General features: G+C 37.6%; 21 protein-coding genes. 13 read left to right on the top strand and 8 right to left on the bottom strand.

What is annotated here, in order from left to right:
- The first annotated feature begins 71 nt into the window (after positions 1–71).
- The 6 genes from EHS13_RS17935 (at position 72) to EHS13_RS17910 (ending at position 5338) form a co-directional block, all read left to right on the top strand.
- A complete protein-coding gene (locus EHS13_RS17935; protein ID WP_155701678.1) occupies positions 72–755 on the top strand; it encodes a DsbA family protein in 684 nt (227 codons plus the stop codon).
- Positions 756–1187, top strand: a complete 432-nt coding sequence (locus tag EHS13_RS17930) for a disulfide oxidoreductase (RefSeq protein WP_155701677.1) — start codon at positions 756–758, stop codon at positions 1185–1187.
- A 254-nt stretch (positions 1188–1441) separates the two neighbouring features.
- Positions 1442–3151 (top strand): ABC transporter ATP-binding protein, encoded by a 1710-nt coding sequence (locus EHS13_RS17925; protein WP_155701676.1) that lies wholly within the window; start codon positions 1442–1444, stop codon positions 3149–3151.
- 20 nt (positions 3152–3171) lie between these two features.
- A complete protein-coding gene (locus EHS13_RS17920) occupies positions 3172–3609 on the top strand; it encodes an ABC transporter ATP-binding protein (protein WP_155701675.1) in 438 nt (145 codons plus the stop codon).
- A 9-nt stretch (positions 3610–3618) separates the two neighbouring features.
- A complete protein-coding gene (locus EHS13_RS17915; protein WP_155701674.1) occupies positions 3619–4947 on the top strand; it encodes an ABC transporter ATP-binding protein in 1329 nt (442 codons plus the stop codon).
- Positions 4829–5338: a GNAT family N-acetyltransferase gene (locus tag EHS13_RS17910; RefSeq protein ID WP_155701673.1), complete on the top strand. Its 510-nt coding sequence runs from the start codon at positions 4829–4831 to the stop codon at positions 5336–5338. The genes EHS13_RS17915 and EHS13_RS17910 overlap by 119 nt, the downstream gene beginning before the upstream one ends.
- Positions 5339–5557: 219 nt before the next feature.
- On the opposite strand, the gene EHS13_RS17905 is transcribed toward EHS13_RS17910, so the two are convergent.
- Complete coding sequence (locus tag EHS13_RS17905; protein ID WP_155701672.1) at positions 5558–6280, bottom strand: class I SAM-dependent methyltransferase; 723 nt, start codon at positions 6278–6280, stop codon at positions 5558–5560.
- A 199-nt stretch (positions 6281–6479) separates the two neighbouring features.
- Here EHS13_RS17905 and EHS13_RS17900 point away from each other — a divergent pair, with 199 nt between their 5' ends.
- The 6 genes from EHS13_RS17900 (at position 6480) to EHS13_RS17875 (ending at position 12599) form a co-directional block, all read left to right on the top strand.
- Positions 6480–6593, top strand: a complete 114-nt coding sequence (locus EHS13_RS17900) for a sporulation protein YjcZ (RefSeq protein ID WP_155701671.1) — start codon at positions 6480–6482, stop codon at positions 6591–6593.
- Positions 6594–6850: 257 nt separating this feature from the next.
- The gene (locus tag EHS13_RS17895) at positions 6851–8440 is read left to right on the top strand and encodes a ThiF family adenylyltransferase (protein ID WP_155701670.1); all 1590 of its coding nucleotides are present in this window, start codon (positions 6851–6853) and stop codon (positions 8438–8440) included.
- Positions 8440–10386: a TOMM precursor leader peptide-binding protein gene (locus EHS13_RS17890; protein ID WP_155701669.1), complete on the top strand. Its 1947-nt coding sequence runs from the start codon at positions 8440–8442 to the stop codon at positions 10384–10386. The genes EHS13_RS17895 and EHS13_RS17890 overlap by 1 nt, the downstream gene beginning before the upstream one ends.
- A gap of 64 nt (positions 10387–10450) precedes the next feature.
- Positions 10451–10771 carry an acetyl-CoA acetyltransferase gene (locus EHS13_RS17885; RefSeq protein ID WP_155701668.1) on the top strand — a complete coding sequence of 107 codons (321 nt, stop codon included), beginning with the start codon at positions 10451–10453 and terminating at the stop codon, positions 10769–10771.
- Between the two features lie 898 nt (positions 10772–11669).
- Positions 11670–12005 (top strand): DUF1801 domain-containing protein, encoded by a 336-nt coding sequence (locus tag EHS13_RS17880; RefSeq protein WP_155701667.1) that lies wholly within the window; start codon positions 11670–11672, stop codon positions 12003–12005.
- A 93-nt stretch (positions 12006–12098) separates the two neighbouring features.
- On the top strand, positions 12099–12599 hold the full coding sequence (locus tag EHS13_RS17875) for an SRPBCC family protein (protein WP_155701666.1): 501 nt from the start codon (positions 12099–12101) through the stop codon (positions 12597–12599).
- Between the two features lie 1647 nt (positions 12600–14246).
- On the opposite strand, the gene EHS13_RS17870 is transcribed toward EHS13_RS17875, so the two are convergent.
- The 3 genes from EHS13_RS17870 to EHS13_RS17860 all read right to left on the bottom strand — a co-directional run bounded on the left by EHS13_RS17870 (position 14247) and on the right by EHS13_RS17860 (position 16486).
- On the bottom strand, positions 14247–14498 hold the full coding sequence (locus EHS13_RS17870) for a hypothetical protein (protein ID WP_155701665.1): 252 nt from the start codon (positions 14496–14498) through the stop codon (positions 14247–14249).
- A 187-nt stretch (positions 14499–14685) separates the two neighbouring features.
- Positions 14686–15450: an IS3 family transposase gene (locus EHS13_RS17865; protein WP_155701664.1), complete on the bottom strand. Its 765-nt coding sequence runs from the start codon at positions 15448–15450 to the stop codon at positions 14686–14688.
- A 268-nt stretch (positions 15451–15718) separates the two neighbouring features.
- Positions 15719–16486, bottom strand: a complete 768-nt coding sequence (locus EHS13_RS17860; protein ID WP_155701663.1) for a nucleotidyltransferase domain-containing protein — start codon at positions 16484–16486, stop codon at positions 15719–15721.
- 287 nt (positions 16487–16773) lie between these two features.
- Here EHS13_RS17860 and EHS13_RS17855 point away from each other — a divergent pair, with 287 nt between their 5' ends.
- On the top strand, positions 16774–17355 hold the full coding sequence (locus EHS13_RS17855; RefSeq protein WP_155701662.1) for a GNAT family N-acetyltransferase: 582 nt from the start codon (positions 16774–16776) through the stop codon (positions 17353–17355).
- Between the two features lie 621 nt (positions 17356–17976).
- On the opposite strand, the gene EHS13_RS17850 is transcribed toward EHS13_RS17855, so the two are convergent.
- The 4 genes from EHS13_RS17850 to EHS13_RS17835 all read right to left on the bottom strand — a co-directional run bounded on the left by EHS13_RS17850 (position 17977) and on the right by EHS13_RS17835 (position 20644).
- Positions 17977–18492 (bottom strand): hypothetical protein, encoded by a 516-nt coding sequence (locus EHS13_RS17850; protein WP_155701661.1) that lies wholly within the window; start codon positions 18490–18492, stop codon positions 17977–17979.
- 181 nt (positions 18493–18673) lie between these two features.
- The gene (locus EHS13_RS17845) at positions 18674–19102 is read right to left on the bottom strand and encodes an NUDIX hydrolase (protein WP_155701660.1); all 429 of its coding nucleotides are present in this window, start codon (positions 19100–19102) and stop codon (positions 18674–18676) included.
- Between the two features lie 162 nt (positions 19103–19264).
- On the bottom strand, positions 19265–20143 hold the full coding sequence (locus EHS13_RS17840) for a class I SAM-dependent methyltransferase (RefSeq protein WP_155701659.1): 879 nt from the start codon (positions 20141–20143) through the stop codon (positions 19265–19267).
- A gap of 24 nt (positions 20144–20167) precedes the next feature.
- Positions 20168–20644 (bottom strand): GNAT family N-acetyltransferase, encoded by a 477-nt coding sequence (locus EHS13_RS17835; protein ID WP_155701658.1) that lies wholly within the window; start codon positions 20642–20644, stop codon positions 20168–20170.
- Positions 20645–20817: the final 173 nt, after the last annotated feature.

Below are 20817 nucleotides of genomic sequence, written 5' to 3'. Positions count from 1 at the left end.
CTTTTATTTAATTGAAATAGTATCACAATTTAATGGTTTTGAACTCAAATAATATGAGCGAGGTGTAAGTTATGAAAAAAAAGAAAAACCTGTCTAAAAACCTAGTTATATTTACGCTTGTCTTCTTGATACTCATGATATCGTTATTCATTCTTAATAAAGCAACAGATAAATCGAGCGGCAACATTGCTTTTGATAATCAACCAACACTCGAAAACCAACCTATTTTAGGAAAGGCTGATGCAAAAGTATCCATTGTAGAATTTGGAGATTATAAATGTCCTGCATGTAAAGCATGGGGAGAACAAATCTTCCCACGATTAACTAAGGATTATATTGACACAGGGAAAGTAAAGTTTTCGTATAGAAATGTCACTTTCCATGGGGAAGAGTCCAAACTGGCTTCTATTGCTGCTGAATCTGTATTTGCTCAAGATCCACAAGCTTATTGGACATTTCACAAGGAAGTATTTAAAGCGCAGCCACCCGAGCAATCTCATGATGATGCTTGGATCACACCAGAAAAACTTTTGGGAATCGCTAAATCTTATACCCCTCAAATTGATCTAAAGAAGTTGGAAGAGGATATTAAAAATCAAACAACACTGCCCCAGGTAAATCAGGATATCAGCTTGGGAGAAGAGTTTAATGTACAGAATACACCAAGCATAATAGTAAATGGAACTATGGTGGCAAATCCTTTCGATTATGATAATTTAGTTTCAATTATTGAACAGGGATTGGGAGGGCAATAAATGGAGACATTGAAAAGAAATTTTAATCTGCAAGATTATACTTTATATTTGGCTTGGATCGTTTCCCTTGCAGCCACATTTGGAAGCCTGTATTTTAGCGAAATCAAGGGTTACATTCCATGCGAATTATGTTGGTATCAACGAATTGCCATGTATCCGCTTGCCATTATTCTTGGAATTGCAGCCTATGATAACAACAAAAATATGAAAAGAATTGTATTGCCATTATCCATTATTGGAGGGTGCATATCGATTTTTCATTATTTGGAGCAAAAGGTGCCGGCTATGTCGGCAATTAAGACTTGTTCAAAAGGTGTTCCATGCAATGTAGACTATATAAATTGGCTTGGTTTTATTACGATTCCATTTTTGGCCTTGATTGCGTTTTGTCTAATTACCTTACTCATGATTTATACTAAGAAAGATGACTAAATTCGGTTGCTATTCTGCTGATTTCCCTTATATTATAGTCAAGAATTAATACAAAATTAATCTATAGGATAATTCTCCTCAGAAGGTGTGAGGAGGGTTATTTTTATTTCGCATACTTGACTATTATTTATTACATTATTTTTAAACTACAAAGATTAGTAGATGGTATATATATCGATTTAAAAAGGGATATTATTCTAATTTGTCGAATTGAAAGCAAGAGAAGATTTTCTATAGAAAAGAGAGTTGAGTTCATGACAAAAAGGCAATGGGTCACTAAATTCATGGTGATGCACAAATGGGTGTTATTACTAGGGTTCGTCTTCACTACATTATCGACGATGATTAATATGATTTTTCCGTTTCTCAGCGGAAAAGTGATTAATATCGCTTTTTATGATAAAGACATGTACGCCTTTATGAATTTGTGCTTGATCTATGCGGGCATCCTTATTTTCAATCAGTTTGTCTTAACGACATTAAACAATCTCGTTTCGTCACATTTGATGACGGGTTTTGTCTTTGATATACGGCGGGCTCTTTTCAAAAAGATATTGCATAAAAAAGGGAAAGACCTCTCCGGGATGTACAGCGGTGATATGATCAGTCGAATGAACAATGATTCCACGGAATTTATGAATCTCGTATTCTTGAGCGGTCTTTGGGGATATTCCAACCTTTTGCATATCGGATTCGCTGTCTTCTTCATGTTTTACTACAATATACTTTTGGGTGCTTTGACAGTCTTTCTGGTACCCATCGTATTCTTCACCTCGAAGCATTTCAAGGAAAAATCGCAAAATATCAACAACGATATAGCTAAAGAACAGGGCAAACTATCCTCTTACTTATTCGAAATTGCGAAAAATTTGCAGGAGATAAAAATTCTTAACGCAAGTAAAAAAGTAACGAGAGTATATGCAAGCAAAACGACTTTCATCAATAAAAAGCTCGTGGAAAACGGAAGAATCGAGGTTACGACAGAAAGGATTAATTCGTTCATCATGCTTATCGCACAGCTGTTGATATTTCTGATCTGTGCCTATTTCATTGTTAAAGGCCATATGCAGCTCGGCGTATTTGTAGCCGCCATAAGCTATTTCAATATGGCTGTAAACTACTTCAGTTCCATTAACGGCAAGATCGTTGAAGCCGGGAAGCAAATGGTCTCTGTACAACGAGTCGTGGATATTTTGAATGAAGATGAAGAGGATTACAATGAAAGCCAACATCCGAAACAAATAAAGGATGGCACTATTGAATTTATCAACGTCACATTCGGGTACACCGAAGATAAACCTATTCTGAACGGGATTAATCTTCGCATTGATGCTGGAAGCACGATTGGGCTTGTCGGAAAGAGCGGCGCGGGTAAAACGACGATGGCGAACCTGCTATACAAATTATATAACGTTGACGGCGGCGAGCTTATGATTGATGGCATGAATGTCAATACATATAACCTGCATAGCTTGCGGAGCCAAGTGGGTATTGTCCATCAGGAGACTATTCTTTATGATGGCACTCTGCGTTACAATCTATCTTTTTCAAATAACAAGGATAATGATAACGCATTGATGGCAGCTATTAAGAAAGCTGCCCTTTATGAGGTTTTCCTGACACTCCCGAACGGGCTGGATACTCTATTGGGAACTGAAGGGCAAGAATTATCCGGCGGGCAGAAGCAGCGTCTGGCTATCGCGCGGATATTAGTCAAGAATCCCAAGATTTTGATCTTCGACGAAGCCACATCGTCCCTCGACAGCCAGAACGAAGCGCTTATTCAGAACGTGATGAGTAATATGTCGAAAGATCGGACGTTAATTATAATCGCCCACCGTTTTTCCACTATTAAAAGCTGTGATAAAATCGCGGTTTTTGCGAACGGCGTTATCAAAGGCTATGATTCTCACGACGTACTGATAAAAAGCAATGAAACGTATATAAATTTATTCCACGAATAGTGCATTGGAGGTGAAGTCGCATGAAACGGTTGGAAACATTTAAGGCATTAACCCGGGATATTGACGGCATTAAAAAGCCGTTGATAGCGCTCGGCTTTTTCAAGGTGTGGAACTTAATATTTGGGCTTATCCCTTTGTTCTTGTACTCGTTTTTGGTTAATCGCGTTTTAGTAGATAAGGATATGAATGAGCTTTGGCCTGTCATTATCGGTTATCTGGCTGTTTTCCTGTTTGCGACAATGGGGATCGCAGTCAGCAAGAAGTTTTCAAACCGGTTAATATTGAAATATGACCTGAGAATAAAGATTAAATTGCTGAAAAAATATACCAGACTTGATACTAATGTATATAGTAAATATAGCATTGGTGACGTTAAAAGTCGGATTGATAACGATTCTGTGGTTGCTGGGAATTTTTTTGAGACCCATGTATTGGAGTTTATCTACGCCGTCGTTTAAGCGGTTGCGTTGGCGCTTATTTTACTAAGTTACGACTGGCGAATCGCGCTCCTCAGTTTTATTTTTGTTCCGATATCCATTATAACGGTTAATTTTTGGGGAGGAAAAACGAAGAAAGCCGGAGAGGAAATATGGGAACTGCAAACAAAATATGAAACTTTTTTACACGCGAATTTTCAAAATTGGAAAGATATCAAGATCAACAACCTTGAAGAGGCGCAATTTGATGAATTAAACGGACACTACAAGAAGATAAGCCGAATTTGGTTTATTAATCAACTCTATTTGCATCTAGGGATTACATACTCTTTCTTCACGAAGAACTTTATTACCCAGCTGTTTATCTATTTTATTGGCGGATTATTTGTAATTAAGGGTTACTCGGAAGTCGGTGTGCTGCTCGTTTTCATCAGCTTTTACGGGCAGTTTTTCGGGTGTATAGAAAGCATTAGTAATTCCATGATGAATTTTAAGAATGATTCGGTGAAAATCGAAAAAGTGATCGAGATACTGAATTTAGAAGCAGGCAAGAAGCCATATAAGCATATTGAAGGAACAGACATAAATGTTGAAAATCTGAAATTTACCTATGAGGGAAAAGATTCATTGGTTCTTGACGATATTTCGTTCACTGTGAGTAAGGGCGAGCACCTGGCAATCGTAGGAGAAAGCGGCAGCGGCAAGTCTACACTCGCTAAACTGTTGACAGCACAGATTAAACCGCAAGGTGGTACTGTCCGCATTGGCGGCATTGATATAAATACTGTAAACAGCGAGAGTGTGCCAGAAAAAGTGAGTATAGTTGCGCAGGAACCCGTTCTTTTCAATATGACGATCAGAGAAAACCTATTCCTGGCAAAAGCTGACGCAACCGATGCGGAACTGATAGAGTGCTGCCACAGAGCGAGTATTTATGATTTCATTGAAACATTGCCGAATATATTGGATACGATAATCGGAGAAAAAGGTGTAAAACTTTCAGGTGGCCAGAAACAGCGCTTATCTATTGCCCGTGCTTTTTTACAGGATTGGGACATCATCATTTTTGACGAAAGTACAAGCGCGCTTGATAACGAAAATGAGAATGACATAATTACAGAACTCAAGAGCCTTTCAGCGGGGAAAACCATGATTTCCATTGCTCACCGTTTATCTACTATTTTGGACTGCGACAAGGTGATGGTTTTAAAAGATGGAGTGATGGTTGCTTTTGATACCCATGAAAACCTATGTAACAGAAATGAAACCTATGATTTTCTTTTTCAAAATCAATACAGCAAGGAAGTCAATCATGCTGTTTCGAAAAGCTATTACAACCGATATCCCGCAGTTAATTAAATTTCGTAAGATATTGCTATGTCATGAGGACAACAGTAGTATGGATGAAACATTTAGAAAGTACTTTGTTTCCTCATTATCAGACAAGTCACTCGTTGTATGGGTTGCTGATGATGACGGAGTGGTTGTATCAACAGTATGTTTTTGCTTATGTAGATTTGCACCACGATTTGAAAATCCTTCTGGATTGGTTGCCTATATGGCTAATGTTTTCACAATCCCAAATTACCGTCGTCAAGGTATAGTATCCAAACTTGTTAGTGAAGCAATAGACGATTTAAAGACACAAGGAATTAGAAAAATTCTGCTACATTCGTCTGATATGGCTAAACCGTTGTATGAAATTCTTGGTTTTGTTGAAGGAAAGAACTATATGTCAATAAATATTTGATGCTAGAATAGAGATTGAACCAATTAGTGAGATAAATGAAAATAGACGGAGCAATGAACGCAACCGTCTAATTCGGATTGAAGAATGGGAAGAAATATGAGAGTCGGTGGATGGAGCTCACATATCACATCATATGAAGTTATTTGAAATTGGGAACGATTTGCACTTACGTTTAAATGATATTTTTCTTAGTTTTCCAAGACGATCTCAACCTAATCTTTATGGCTTTGAACCAATTAAAACAACAGAACCTAAGTATTCTTTATAAGTATTAATAAAATCGATGTACTCAAATGAAGTTTGAAGAGCTTGAAAATTTGTGAAAATATGACTATCTGGATACTGGAATTCGTCCGGATGGTTTACTTGATCCCTATTATCCAATACAAGTAATGAATAATCCCAGCTGGATACATGATTATATTTAATGCTGTTAAGTAATGACTTCCATTGATCAAGCGAAGCAAGTTGTCTAAATGCAAAGAAATCAAACAATGGAGGTCTCAAGTCGGAAGGAATAGGTATTACTTCGACTATTTCTCGGTCATATAAAGTTCCCCCAGATTTCAACACACGATAATATTCGGAAAGTGCTGTGTGATAATCAGCAAAATTTGTAACAGATTCAGCTAAGATGACATCAAATTGATTATCTTTGAATGGCAAGCAACAAACATCAGCCTCTACAAAATTTATATTCAGTTCTTGGGCTTCTGCTCTTTTTTTTGCCTTTTTGAGCATATCCGTATCAATATCGATTGCTGTTATCTGATATCCATTCTTAGATAGAAAACAAGAGGTTCGTCCAGTGCCACAGCCTACCTCTAAAATGTTACTCTCTTTTGAAATATTAAAATGTTGGAGTTGCTCTAAAGTAGCAGAAAATCCACCGGGATGTGCGCTGCTAGCACCGAATTGTGACAACATTTTCAAATAACTCACTTAAATTCCCCCAGTTTGATTTTTCATTTAACTTATGTAAGACCTGGGGAAAATGATAGGGTGCAATGCCCATATAAAAATATATGGCCATATTTAATTTTCAAAAATAAATTAGACACAAAAAAATATGCATACACCCAAGATTTTTAACAAATCAAACATACAATAAAAATATACTGAACGCTTGGAGGTGTAAACTATGGGTGTTGTTGCAGGAAGCTGTGGTGGTTTGGGTTTGGGCACTAGTACAGCAGCTATTTTGGTTCTGTATATTCTTCTAGTTATTATCCTATCTGCTGGATTCTTTGTTTAAGAACTCAAGGGAATTGTAGAGGCAGGAACTATGTCATAACAACAGTTACAAGTATATGGAATTCATAATTATTTCAAAAGAGGCTGTCCCCATTCTGATATTACAGAGGGGGAAGTCTTTTTACTTTTATTTATAGTGTTTTGCATGTTTGGGAAAGCGTAATGAAAGTACAATTTCTTACATATTTATAATAATTATTGAGTGTTTAACATCAACTAAAGAATGATGAAATATTACTGTTTATCGGAGGACGAATTGTGAATCAAGATCATAAGGTATTGGCTGTTGGCTGCGGTCCTTTTTTGCTCTCACTGATTGCATCGTTACTAGAATCTGGATTATGCAAGTTCCATGTGCTGATTACGGACTCCGTTCTAACTGATCGGCAACGGTTAGCGAAATTGGTCGAACAATTTTATCGAACCGACCCTGAAACATCAATAGAAGAAATTCCCTTCCAGAAGGATAAAGCGGAATATTTGCATGAGGTCATAAAGCCATTTCAAACCATCTTATATGTCTCGCAGGAAGGAGATATCAAGGAACTGCGGTCTATTCATACTATCTGCAGGGAGGAGAAGAAAATGTTCATCTCTGCCATATGCATAGGACAGTCTGGTCTTGTCGGACCAATGGTAAAACCCGGTGTAGAAGGATGTTGGGAGTCATCGTGGCGTCGTATACACAGAACAGCGCTTTACAAAAAAATGCAGTTGTCTGCTTTTTCTTCCGCTGCTGGGGCGCTATTGGCGAATATAATCGTATTTGAGCTGTTAAAAGCGGTTATGAGAGCAACCGAATCCGAACTTAAACATAATTTTTTTCTACTTGATATGGATACTTTGGAAGGGGATGTGCATTTCTTTGTACCTCATCCACTAGTAAACGAGCGTGTGTCAGCTAAATGGGTGTTGGATATCAATCAACGGGTAGAGCAGGATGCAGGTAACAGTGATCCGGATGTATTGCTTCAGTTCTTTTACCAAATGACATCGGCAGTATCAGGAATTTTTCAAATTTGGGAAGAAGGGGATTTGACGCAGCTTCCGCTCTCTCAGTGCCGTGTTCAGGTAGCAGACCTCCTATCAGAGGGACCAGCCGATCTTATGAATGACATTGTATGTTCCGAATTCACCCACAAGGAAGCTCGCAGGGAAGCGGGTCTGGTTGGAGTTGAAGCGTATATCTCACGAATGACCCGCTTACTTGTAACGTCGCTTCATTACAATCAGAAAATAGTGCCTGGGATGATAAAGCCTCAGGAATTCGTAGCTTTCGGTGCAGGCGAAACATTTGCCGAAGGCGTATGCCGGGGGTTGCAAAAGTGTTTGAATGAAGAACTGATTAAGCGGCATTCGAATCAAACTCATTCTCTTAAACAAGTGCAGCTTGATGCAATAGAAGATAAACAATGCGAGTATTATTGGAATGCTCTGAGTAAGATGCAGGCAACACCGAAGATTGGCTTGGGTGAGAATGTTTTCGGTTTTCCGGTGCTATATGTAGGTTCTGGTGGATATTGGTATAGTTGTGTAGGACTAAATATGACGATCGCGCTACGAAATGCAATGAAACAAGCACTGCGACAGGTACAAAACCAAACAGTTTGCTTCGCCCCACAGGGGATTAAGGATTCCTTGGTAGATATAGAAAAAGTGACGCCGCTCAATCTCGTAATTCGTTCTTTCAAGAACACAACAGCTCAATCGGAAGTTCTGCAGACTTCCCTGTCAATCTTGGCGTTAAACAACAAACATCTTTATGTATTCGATCTAGAACTGGAACCGTTTTTGAAAAATGAGCCAGTAAAAGTATTTGGAATGCTGCTTCGAGAGGATGTATGCTAGTGAGTGCTGTCATTGCAGTTGTCGGAGATGGAATGTTGGCTGATTTCGTGTGTGGAGAACTATCTGAGCACTATGATGTGTTTCGTCAAACTGATTTTACAGCAGGTGTACCTAAAGCGAGTGAATTGGTTTTAATGCTAAATGATAATCAGGATTCATCCATGTATCTTAAAGCTGAAGAGGAGCTGCGAGCTGTTGGTATCCCTTGGCTGCGAGGTTTTGTTTCATTTGACGAGGGCGTGGTCGGGCCTATGGTTCATCCGAACATACCAGGGTGTTCGCTGTGTGCAGATAACCGGCATCTTAGAGCAAGAAACAACACCAAAGTTCTAGCGGACTTTCAAAATGAGTTTCAGGAATCACAGGAAAATCTCAATGATACAAGAATATCGCATTCCGGAATTTGGCATGTAGCTCACTTGGTTTTAGCTGAGACGCATAGAGTGATGGAGGACAAAAGAGCACAAACTATAGAACACATGTATTTAATTAACCTGAAAACGTTGAAGAGCTCGCTCCATTTCTTTTTGCCTGATCCCTTTTGCTCCATATGCGGACAAATGACAGATGATTCATGGACGGCTGCCCAGATTTCATTGGAGTCGAGCCCTAAGATAAGTCAGGAAAGTTATCGCTGTCGTTCATTAGAACACCTTAAGGAAGTTATGCTCAAACACTATCTGGATTCGAGAACCGGCCTTCTTAATGCCAAAATGCAAGACCTCACGTCACCGTTTTCAGGAGTTAATGTGAATCTGCCTTTGTTTATGACAGAGGATGAGGTGACAGGTGGACGAAGCCATTCTTATTCTGAAAGCGAATTGACTGCTATATTGGAAGGATTGGAGCGGTATTGCGGTCAGTTTCCTCATAGCAAACGAACTGTGATCTGCGACAGCTTTAACAATCTTAAAGAACAAGCACTCGATCCAGTCAAGACAGGATTATATACGAAGGAACAGTACGCATTGCCTGATTTCCCATTCGAGCCTTTTGATCCTGACCGTCCAATGGATTGGGTTTGGGGCTATTCTTTTTTTCAAGAGTGTCCCATCCTTGTTCCAGAGAATCTTGCTTATTACAGTTCAAATTATGGGGATAGTTTTGTCCAAGAAGGCTCCAACGGATGTGCAATTGGGGGGAGTCTAGAGGAAGCAATTTTCCATGGGATTATGGAAGTGGTGGAACGCGATGCGTTCCTGATGACTTGGTATGCTAAGCTGCCAGTCCCACGATTGAATCCTTATTCTTCTAACAATCTGGAACTACAGTTGATGGTGGAAAGGTTGCAGGCGATCACCGATTATGAGGTGTATTTGTTTAACATCACGATGGAGAATGGAATTCCAAGTATATGGGCGTTGGCGAAAAGCAGAAATCCGGGAAAAATGAATCTTTTTTGTACGGCAGGAGCTCATTTAGATCCCGTACGTGCCGCAAAAAGTGCGATTCACGAATTAGCCGGCATGATGTTAGTGAGGCATGAAAGATTTGAAGCAGGCCTTGATGAATTTGCACAAATGCTGCATGATCCGTTTTTGGTCCAGCAAATGGAGGATCATTTAATGTTGTACAGCTTGCCGGAAGCGGAAGAAAGACTGCAATTTTTATTGGATAAACAACTTCCGTTACGAACTTTTGAGGAGGAATTCAAGATAAAAACAAATCATCTGGATTTGACCGATGATTTGAAGGACATTCTTCAAGTATTCCGCAATTTGAATCTCAATGTAATTGTAGTAGATCAGACATCACCAGAAACTTTGAAAAATGGGCTCTATTGTGTAAAAGTACTGATTCCTGGGATGCTGCCGATGACGTTTGGACATCAACTTACTCGAGTTCTAGGGCTAGAGAGAGTATTTCGCATACCAGTGGAACTTGGGTATATGCAACAACCACTAACGTCTGAACAACTTAATTCGCACCCACATCCGTTTCTATAAAACGAACCATTCTATAGGCATCAGCATATGGTAAAGTAAAATTTATTATGTGGAGGAATATTTAATGAGTGTAAATCCAGCCCAACAACAAGTTTTATATCAGGCTACCCCAAACACTGTGCAAGCTTTAAAATCTATTAGAGATCAATTGCATACAGTAACAAGGCCATATATTAACCAACCCGTAAGAGTTCAAATGTTAGATGGTCAGACTTATGATGGTATTATTGTAAATATTGAAGGTAGTTTATTATATCTATGCGTAGCCCAACCTCCTTATCAACGACCATTATTTAATCAGTTATATCAGCAATATCAGTATAATAATGTAATTCTTCCGTTAGTACTTTTTGAATTACTTGTTATTACTTTGATGTCAACTTAGAGGAAATCTATCTAGACTCTCTTTAGGAGGGTCTTTTTTTGTGTAATGTTTTTAAAACAAATGATAGTTGGTTGTGGTGCAAGAATTAAAAAAGTTTAAGAGAGGAGGTGGTCACAAATTCATCCCAACATACCATCAGATAGGCTAGGAGAGTATCTCTGCCTCTTCATACCTTACTCCTTTCGGTGCCTCGCAGCCCGGAAATATGCGCTTTGGGCTGCTCAAGGGGCTAGTAGTTGAACATAGCGATTTGCTGAGTAAGTGAGTTTCCGAAGATGTTCCTCCATTACATAAAAACAATAATAGTACCTTGGGAATTCGGGTGCATTGTTTTCACACTGTTCTAAAGTTAATGTTTAATCACATTAACTAATGCAAAAGAAAATGAGTTGAAAGTTTCTGCAATGTTGAACAACGTCGAATGAATGGTAATGATTCTATTGTTGCTAAAATAAGTTAAAAAATTTTGTATCAATCTTTGCTTCCTCGGTTATTTATTGGATATATTTAACCGTATTAATTAAATTCTTTTAAAAAAGTAATTGAAAAAAAATCTATTTAAATTCTAATACTTTGATCAGTACGAATGATTAAATAGCCGCAGAACCGCGGGAATAGCTGCGATCGCCGATGGCACGCCACCCGACTACCGCGCGTAGATGATGAGGGAGGAGAACGCAAAAGGCTGATCAACGCAGGCACGCCGAATAAAGAGGCTACAAGCAAACACGTCGTGAGACGGTTCGGAGTTATGGGTAGCAAGTGGAAGTTTTCCGGCAAAAGCATCTTGTCTTTTCCTGTGAAAAGAATCAATTACAACATTCCTTGACGGGAATATACTCATAATGGTATATTTAAACACAAGCAATATACTATCCAATTTGGAGGGAAAAGAAGTATGAATCAGGAAGTTACAGCCTATATCGAAAACCTGCCCAAATGGCAGACCGACATCAGTTCGACCTTGCGGGACATGGTCCATGAGACGATTCCGGAAGCCGAAGAACGCATTCAGTACAAGAAGCCGCATTTTCTGAAAAATGGGCATTATGCAGCAGTCATTTCACCTTCCAAAGATGCCATTGCATTTATGGTCATGAATGCGAACGGCATCGACTTTCCGAAAGGGTTTGATGGACCTGCCGAACGGAAATGGATCAAAATGCGGGAAGGCGACACGCCGGATCTTGCCATGCTGTCCGGACTTCTGAAGCAAGCCTCCAGCACACTGTAGCTGGAATCAATTCGTGGGCGAAAACGGTTCGATCGCCTTTCCGATTAACTTAAATATGGTCAGAGATTCATAAAAATCCAAGGAGGAATTTGAATGAGTAGTCAACAAGGTCTTTTATTAAGACGTGAGTTCAATGCGCCACGCGAACTTGTGTATCAGGTGTGGACGGAACCCAAGCACTTTGGCAACTGGTGGGGTCCCAAGGGCTTTTCGCTGGAAGTGACAAAGATGGACGTCCGGTCAGGTGGCATGTTTCTCGGATGCCAGAAGTCTCCAGACGGGCAGCACAAGATGTGGGGCAAGTTCGTTTACCAAGAAGTCCAACCGCCAGAGAAACTCGTTTGGGTGCAATCGTTCTCTGATGAGACAGGAAACACTGTCCGCGCACCGTTTAATCCTAACTGGCCGCTTGAAATTCTTAACATCCTGACACTTGAAGAGCGCGAAGGAAAAACTGTGCTGACGCTGCAAGGCGGCCCGCTCAATGCATCCGATGAGGAGCAAGCTGCATTTGATGCGATGTCGCCGATGGTTGCTCAAGGGTTCGAAGGCACGTTCGAGCAACTTGACAATTACTTGGCAAGTCAACAATAAGCGATTCCGATTGGTGATAAGGAAGCCGCGGGGCAAACCCGTAGAATTATCTTTAACAATCAATAATTAAGATGTCAATGAATTCATAGGTTTAATATATTTAGAGTGGTAATATTTTATTGGTTATCCAGCGACACAAATCTGGGGACATAAATATTTCGTGAAAAGCTTGAGAAATCAAGCTTTTTTATTTTTATGTGCTCACATTTGTGTTACAAAAATCTGTATTTACATGACTATATGAGCATTTATTATGCAATTAAATAGTAAATGATTTATTAGAATTTCGGCTTAATTACCAAGCTTAATATGGTGGATCAAGCACGGGATTGGATATATAATGAATTTATTGTTAATAACATTAATTATATGTATAGATATATAATGATTAGTATAGCAACAGCGTAAGCTTATAGTCGGTTATTTATAAGCTGAAACTATATAAATTGATTGTAGCGTCAGACATTTATGACAATAGACACTATTAAATCAAATTTCGGTTTTTTGAATGAGATCGTGTTTGATCTAACTGAACACACATTTCGAGCTTTCAATAAAAGTTTTTAAGAACACTAGATGATATATAATTAACATTTGTGAGTCACCAATAGAAAGAGGAAGTATATACATATTTATATAAAAGAAGATTAAAAGGTAATAAATAGTATTTTGTAATTAAATGGTTTAAAAGGGTGTTAAAGTTAAATTCACCATTTGAGTCCGATAATATATATTATGTAAACAAATATCGAAGTTTTTTACTGGGCACTGAATTATACATATTTTGTAAATGTCCGAATAAACAAACTTGGGCCGATAAACAACGAAGTCTCATTTCGTACTAACTTTACAAAAAAAAAAGTTACATTAGCAGCTCCGTTTATTAATTGTCCGCGGACATGTGGGTATATAAAAGCCTGTTAATATTTGATTGTCTTTGTTTCGAAAATAGAAAAAGACGATCTACATAAGTAGATTCGTCAAGTTTTATCTAATTGAGTTTAGACCTCAGATTTATAGGTGATTTTAGGTATCAATTTCAACAGTCATTGAAAGTATTGTGCAATTTTAAACTAATGGTTTTGTAAGGTCTTATACTTACTATTGAATGAAATCGAATGAGAAAGACATAAAAATGAATTTCGATTATTCTATTCAATAAAAAACAGTGTTAAGTTTAATATGAATGAGTTTATAAGTAGGTATTATATTAAAGAAAATTCATAAAAATTTACGATCTTATAATAATCAGTTTCATTAATTACCGGTGCAAATTTTATATTACTATACTCTCATTATAGCCAATTTATTAATAATTAAACCTATGGTTATTATTTTTTTTTATTAAACAGTCTCATTCAATTTTAATAATTCCATTTTGAACTAACAGTTATGTATCAGTACAAAACAAATAAATTACACAGTATCTGGATCTTGATACGCACCCGGAAATTCCTCTTTACGAACAGGTAGGATTGCTTTACAGTACACATATACACAAAATTCGGATTTTGTACATATGTTATAAAGTCAATAAAATGAAGATAATACCAAAGTTAATTTAAAAAAGTAGCTCATGCCTATTTACTACAATTATTTTTATTTACTGCTAGTTTTCTGATTTTCAAGACCCTCCATTGCTTTTGCTTAAGAAAACGGCTTACCAGTCAATACTTGAATAACTTTGCAGAATCTTTTCCATTCTTTTGGATAAGCATTGCTGCCATGGATATGTATTGATCTATCTTCTAATTCGATGTCCAGACTCCATTGTGTTCCATCAATCGTATCAGGATCGATATACTCTTTGTCCCATTCTAAAATGCCGCACTTACTTAGAGCTTCTCTGAATGCATTAATATCCCTATTGTCCATTTGTAGAGTTAATCCTGGTTCCAAAACACCCTCTTCTCTTGCTTCCCAAATTGTCTTTCCGTAATCAAAGTTGACTTCAAATGAATAACTTGTACCAAAATATCCACCAATAGAAGCGGCTGAACACCCTTATGCTGGACGCTACACCTCTTAACGAAATGATCTCATAGAATTGCTAGATATTGCTCTTATTTGCTCCATGTTTCACGTTTTACACCTTAATATGTTTAGGCTGTACGAGATTATTCTTTAATGCTTCGATATATTCATAGGGTGATAGGTCATAAATACTCCCATGAATCCGTTGTTGATTGTAATCTTTTATGAATTGGGAAACGATCTCATAGACCTGTGGATACGTTTCAAATTCATGGCGTTGATAACATTCAGCTTCCAAGATAGAGTGGAATGATTCAATGTGAGCATTCTTATTTGGTGTTCTAGGTGGAATTCGCTCATGAATCAATTGAAAGTCATCGCAAGCATTTTCAAACAGGTTGCTGATGAATTGTGGACCATTATCGGAGCGTATAAAAGGTTTCTCTTCCATTGGCTTACCAAATAATTGCCGCTTCATAAGGGCCTCCTGAGTGATCTGAACCAGGTGTTTAGCCTCACAGGTTAAGCCAAGATGATACGAAATAATAGCACGATCAAACACGTCTATAATGCTCATTATGAAGAAGAAACGGTGCTCGCCAGCAATCCAACCATACTTGATATCCGTTTCCCACAATTGATTAGAGCCGGTGATTAAACGGTTGTTAACCAGTCTTCTTGGATGTTTATTTTTCAGCTTACGCTGCGGACGTAGTACGTTCATACGCTTGCATAGCCTATAGACTTTCTTCTTATTAATCACAAGTTTGTGGCGTCTTTTAAGAAGCACGGTGAGCTTGCGGTAGCCATAGGCAGCTCCCTCACCCGCTATAAATTCCATCAGCCATTCTGTGATCTCTTCATCACTTACAGGCATTCCTTCTATTGTATAAGATAAACCAGGTGCGGGGCGACCGACCCTGTGGATAGGTATTTACGACAGAAGGAGCAGTTGCCGGGGGCAAACTGCTATATGATTTGTTGAACTAAAGTTCCCGTTAGCTCAATAGTCTTATGTTTTAATTAGAGTCGCTGCTTATAGTTGCGAGGCTTGCCGAACACCTAATGCAGTGACGTCCCGACGGGCTTAGGGGGCTGGATGTGGTCACTCGCTTCTCAGAGTGACCCGGAGCGTCAATATGGTGTTAGCCGAAGGAAGTTCTGGAAGCAGCCATTGCATTTAAGGCGTTCTCAAAATAGCTATATACTTCATCTGCAATTCCCAGAAACTCTTCAACAAGTACATTACTATCCAAGTAACAAGCATACAGATAATCAACTAAAGCGGAGTCAATCTCACAATAGTTTAATATGGCATTCTTCATCTTAATAATGTCATCTTGCCATACACCTGTATCTTCTAAAACCAAAGAGTATAATGCACGAATTAATCTCTTAGAGTAACCTTTAATATATCTAGTTTTCATTGTGTTATCACTAGCATTAGAAAGTAAACTATGTATACGATCTACTTCCTCCTTGGTCTCTGTATTTAAGTCTAAAATGAACTCTGGAGAAATAATTATCGGTGGTACTTTTTCACCAACGTCATAACCATATATGCAAACACAAATTATCTTTACCCAAAAACCCCACTCATTTGGTTTACTTAATACATCGTCAATCGAGCAAATTATCGTATCAATCTTAGTTACTACTGGATATTCTTCCAAAAGCCTGTCTTTAATATTTGACAATCTTTCGTAATCAATATCTTTGGGATTTACACATACAATAGTAAAATCTGCATCTGACTTAAAAGGTTTAGCAGTTCCTTTTGGAATCGAGCCACACATATAAATGCTATGAATCTTACCTTTAAATTCGGTAAGTATATTATCTATATACTTATCAACAAAATCCTTATATTCACTTTGTATTACAATTCTATTTATAACTTTTTCTAATATCATATAGATCCTCCTAAACTAAGAACTTCTTTCGGCTAACGTCTTTTTGCGAACTTCGTAAATTCGTCATGACTTAAGTTATTCGCGAAATCATTCAACTATCCTGCCCGTAGCGTAATGACCGTATTGATTCTTTGTTCCGTTATTGACCAAAGATACTATTTCGAAAGATTACTTACTGTGTTATTATAAATGCAAATTTATATTAGTTTGATATACTGAAGAAAGATATAGTTTGCATCAAATATATAGGACGAGTTAATGTATATGTTAATTTAGGAGGTTAGTTTATGATATATAGAAGTGAACGACTTAATTACAGGGAATTCACAGAAAATGATTTTCACTTATTTTATTCAGTATTTTCGAATGAACAAGTAATGCGGTATGCCTTGATAGAAAAATTTAATTGTGAAGAAGATATACTTCCATATTTTAAGAAAGTATTGAAAAATAATATTACTATTGAAAATCGAAATGCTTATGAATTTGCAGTTTTTTTAACTTCTGATGACAGTTTTATCGGCTTTGCAGATATCGAGATTCATAATAAAAATAATTTAGGTGGTTGTGGTGAAATCGGTTACTTCCTAATACCAAGTTTTTGGGGTAATGGTTACGCCACTGAGATTTCTAATTTACTATCTGAAATCTGTTTCAAACATATCAATTTACATAGAGTAGCAGCAAGATGTAATTCTAATAATCTTCAATCAGAAAAAATTATGAAAAAAGTTGGAATGACCAAAGAAGGAGAATTTAGAAGGGTTAGATTTAAAAACGGAGAGTGGGAAAATGAACAACATTATAGTATTCTTTTAGATGAATGGGAACAAAGTTGCAGCGAAATGTCAGAGATTGTATCTTTTTAAGTCAAATATCCCATATTATAACAATGCACAGAAAAACAATAACAAATAAATTTATATATACTTCATATTTATTATGAAAATGTATAATAGTCGATAAAGGCACTCAATTTGGAGTGCCTTTTAACTAACAGACTATTTTTATTTCAAATACTTTTTCGTTTAGTTGGAAAGTGATACGGTGAACCGTACCATAAATGGATTAGAGCATATAAAAGCCGCATGCACTTCTAGAATTTTTGTATTGTACTTGGTGCCGTGTGGGTGAAGTTCTGGGAAGTTGCTCGGTCTTCGTAAATGGTAAAGGTTCAAAACAAAGGGAAGTTTATTTTACAACAGAATGTAAGGTAGCCTTGATATACAAGGGATTCGGCGGTTTTATATGTATTCAGGGCAATTGAGATATATCAGAATCGAATGTAAAAAAGGCGGAACGTTATAACGTGATGTTAATCGGCGTTAATTCGTGTTCGATCATGAAGAAAAATTCAGTAATATCAAGGACTTCGCTTGAGTATTTCGACCAGAGTAGAACCAATATAACTAAACTATCCTGCCTGTTAGCGTAGCAAAGGATTGCTTCTCAGCAGCCCTTTCGGTATTGAACTAATCTTCTACGTTACTTCAGTAGAAAAGAGGAGCCGCTGCAGAGCAAACTCCAACGCTATCGTGCCCGTTAGTGGAATATCGATTGTTTACTGTAATCCAGTCATCAACGTTTCTATGTCTACCAAAACCGACAGTATCAAACTCATCTTTATCTTTTGATTTCTTTATTCCTAATATCTCTAATGCTTTATTGATTGCGTTATCGCTAAGTGTTTCCTCAAAAAATACTTTTTCCTTATCCCAAACAATTCCGTTTTGAGAACCTATACCACCAAAATATTCAGCTTCGACATAAGCAATCTTACTAATCATCGAAATATTCGAGCAGAACAGTCCTATTCTATCAGTAAAGTATTTATAGTTCTTTATAGATACGCTTCTGTTTTCATTTACTTCATCAAATAACTCATCAGTTAGGGGGATTATCACCAAATTATTATATAAATTGATAATATTTAAGTTCTTATATTTATCTCTGGAAATATTTACAATGTTATCTGTACTAATCATGCCTCGAAAGTAATATCCCATGGTTTACCTCCATGTAACTAAAATTGGAATAAATTCATTTTACCATAATCAGGAATCCAAAATCCTAATTATTAAGATTTCCCGTGCCTCTTTAGCTAGGTATACTGCCCATTACTTCAATGGAAAAGAGGAGCTGCTGTATATCAAGCTCCTCCGTTATCGAATTCGTTAGTTGAGGAGCTTATATTTCAAACCCCTCAACATCTAAGTCGAAACTATGGTATCTTAATTTTTTTTGTTCTAACCAATATTCTAAAGGGATGATCCAGGCACGAAACTTGATATATTCTCTAACTTCAATAATAGGTACAAATTTTATCTCGATTACATCATCTGGGTCAATATTGTTCGTTTTCGAGAGAATATTACCACTATAATAAACTTGTAAATATTGGCCGTATTCTCTAGTTTTATACTCTGTAATAAAAGCAACTCCATCAATAAGAAAATCAAACCCTGTTTCTTCATTTCCTTCTCTGAGCGCTGTTTCTTTAAATGATTCACCCTTCTCAATGGAACCCTTAGGTAAAGTCCATCCATGCTTATCTTTAACCAAAAGTATCTTCTCATTTTCAACAATAACAATTCCACTTGCTAAGTTATGTGACACATTATACCTCCTACACTCTGTTGGAGTTCATAATTTCCTGTAATACAATTTCAATATGAATTTAGTAATACCTTTTTTGCATTAAACTGCCAGTTAGCTGAGTAAGCTGCCGATATATCGGCAGCCTGCTGTCATTACTCTATCAGGGTAAGTTAGCGTAATTTATCGTTCGATAATTCCACTGGTTATCTTCATATTCGGGGCACAAGTTAGAACCGCCTCGTTATTAAATACTTTTGACAAAAACGATTCTAGCTTGTACTGTTTCTGTGCTTCTTCAACAGAAGCACCACGGTTCACTAATCCAGTGATAAACTGCAATTCTTCTCCAGTATCTGCTCCAAAGCCATCTTCCTTTAACGAGTTGAATAGCACTCCCTTCTTTGCAGCATCCGAGTTGGGATCTAAAAAATTCACCTTATCACTGACCCTACACTCGATTTCCCTTACCCCTAGCTGGCTTAAATATACGGGCACTTTTATCCCGATATTCCCATCCTTCCCACTGCGCAATGCATCTCTTTCAAATAACTCCTGGAGAAAACCTAACTGCACCACATCAGATAGGAAGTACCCATCAAGATTATAGCTTGCCATATTTGAGATCCAGTGAGGTTCAAAACATATTATCCTGCCTCCATCGACCAAACAATCTATCATCTTTTGAAGAATTTCCTTTGGATTTGCCACATGCAATAAAAATGCATGACAAACTGCAACGTCATACTTTCGTTCTAAAGCTATTTCCTGAATGTCCCCAAGGTAAAATTGTGCTTTAAATGGAGCATGTTGAAATACTTCCTTTGCATGACCAATTAATTTGGCTCCAGCATCTACACCTGTATACGTGGAGCCATCAGGTAGCAGCGGCATAAGCTTGGTACCTAAATATCCGTAGCCACAACCAAAATCGATGATTCGAACAGGTGAATTCATTTTCCAGACACTTTTAACAAGGAAATTCAAGTAATCATCATTGTAATATAACCATCTGGTCTTACTTAAATAATCGATTTTGCTGTCCCAATAATAATCTCCCATTCGGAATTTCCCCTTTAGATAAATTCATAGTGGCGATATGGTGATTAACTCATCTTCTACGATTTCGCCGTTGTCACGGAATCCGAAGTTCTCATAAAGCTTTTTGGCGTGCAAGTTATCTTTCTTATAAGAAATCCAGCAGTAATGTGCAGGTCCAGCTGGAAAGGTCCGAATAAATCCCAAGATTTTTTTCATGGCTTCCTTACCGTAACCCCTGTTCTGGTGCTGCTTGTCAATCATCAGTCGCATGATGCAATAGCTGTCGTATGCGATTGACGGGAACTCGTATCCGGTGATTCCATAGGCCAGCATAACAAAACCGACGGGTTGCCCATCCGAGTAAATGGCAAAAGGAAATGGATGTCCTCCATTGGTTGCAAGGACATAACACGAAGCCATGCTTGACAGATTGGAAGCAACGAAACGTCGTTGTTCTTCTGACACTTCCAAATTAAATATGGCACGCCGGTTTTCCAGTGTGATTTTTCGGAGCGTAATCATGCAGGTTTTCTCCCTTCACAAATCGTTTTTGCGCCGCGGTCGCATGAATAAACATACAACTTATACCAGAAAAGTAATAGACTTATGTTGAATTTTTTTATATACTATTATGTATTCATGGCATTTTTAGGGTTGTCCTTTTAGCATATGGGCAAGGGTTTAACCGGTACATA

This window comes from Paenibacillus psychroresistens, assembly GCF_009728935.1.
Lineage (GTDB): Bacteria > Bacillota > Bacilli > Paenibacillales > NBRC-103111 > Paenibacillus_AC > Paenibacillus_AC psychroresistens.
The sequence above is the reverse complement of the archived record's forward strand: the minus strand, read 5'-3'. Positions and strand labels throughout refer to the sequence as shown.

Coding starts and splice junctions, on each gene's coding strand:
- EHS13_RS17935 (WP_155701678.1), top strand. CDS start 72: ATGAAAAAAAAGAAAAACCTGTCTAAAAACCTAGTTATATTTACGCTT.
- EHS13_RS17930 (WP_155701677.1), top strand. CDS start 756: ATGGAGACATTGAAAAGAAATTTTAATCTGCAAGATTATACTTTATAT.
- EHS13_RS17925 (WP_155701676.1), top strand. CDS start 1,442: ATGACAAAAAGGCAATGGGTCACTAAATTCATGGTGATGCACAAATGG.
- EHS13_RS17920 (WP_155701675.1), top strand. CDS start 3,172: ATGAAACGGTTGGAAACATTTAAGGCATTAACCCGGGATATTGACGGC.
- EHS13_RS17910 (WP_155701673.1), top strand. CDS start 4,829: ATGAAAACCTATGTAACAGAAATGAAACCTATGATTTTCTTTTTCAAA.
- EHS13_RS17900 (WP_155701671.1), top strand. CDS start 6,480: ATGGGTGTTGTTGCAGGAAGCTGTGGTGGTTTGGGTTTGGGCACTAGT.
- EHS13_RS17885 (WP_155701668.1), top strand. CDS start 10,451: ATGAGTGTAAATCCAGCCCAACAACAAGTTTTATATCAGGCTACCCCA.
- EHS13_RS17880 (WP_155701667.1), top strand. CDS start 11,670: ATGAATCAGGAAGTTACAGCCTATATCGAAAACCTGCCCAAATGGCAG.
- EHS13_RS17875 (WP_155701666.1), top strand. CDS start 12,099: ATGAGTAGTCAACAAGGTCTTTTATTAAGACGTGAGTTCAATGCGCCA.
- EHS13_RS17865 (WP_155701664.1), bottom strand. CDS start 15,450: ATGCCTGTAAGTGATGAAGAGATCACAGAATGGCTGATGGAATTTATA.
- EHS13_RS17860 (WP_155701663.1), bottom strand. CDS start 16,486: ATGATATTAGAAAAAGTTATAAATAGAATTGTAATACAAAGTGAATAT.
- EHS13_RS17855 (WP_155701662.1), top strand. CDS start 16,774: ATGATATATAGAAGTGAACGACTTAATTACAGGGAATTCACAGAAAAT.
- EHS13_RS17850 (WP_155701661.1), bottom strand. CDS start 18,492: ATGGGATATTACTTTCGAGGCATGATTAGTACAGATAACATTGTAAAT.
- EHS13_RS17840 (WP_155701659.1), bottom strand. CDS start 20,143: ATGGGAGATTATTATTGGGACAGCAAAATCGATTATTTAAGTAAGACC.
- EHS13_RS17835 (WP_155701658.1), bottom strand. CDS start 20,644: ATGATTACGCTCCGAAAAATCACACTGGAAAACCGGCGTGCCATATTT.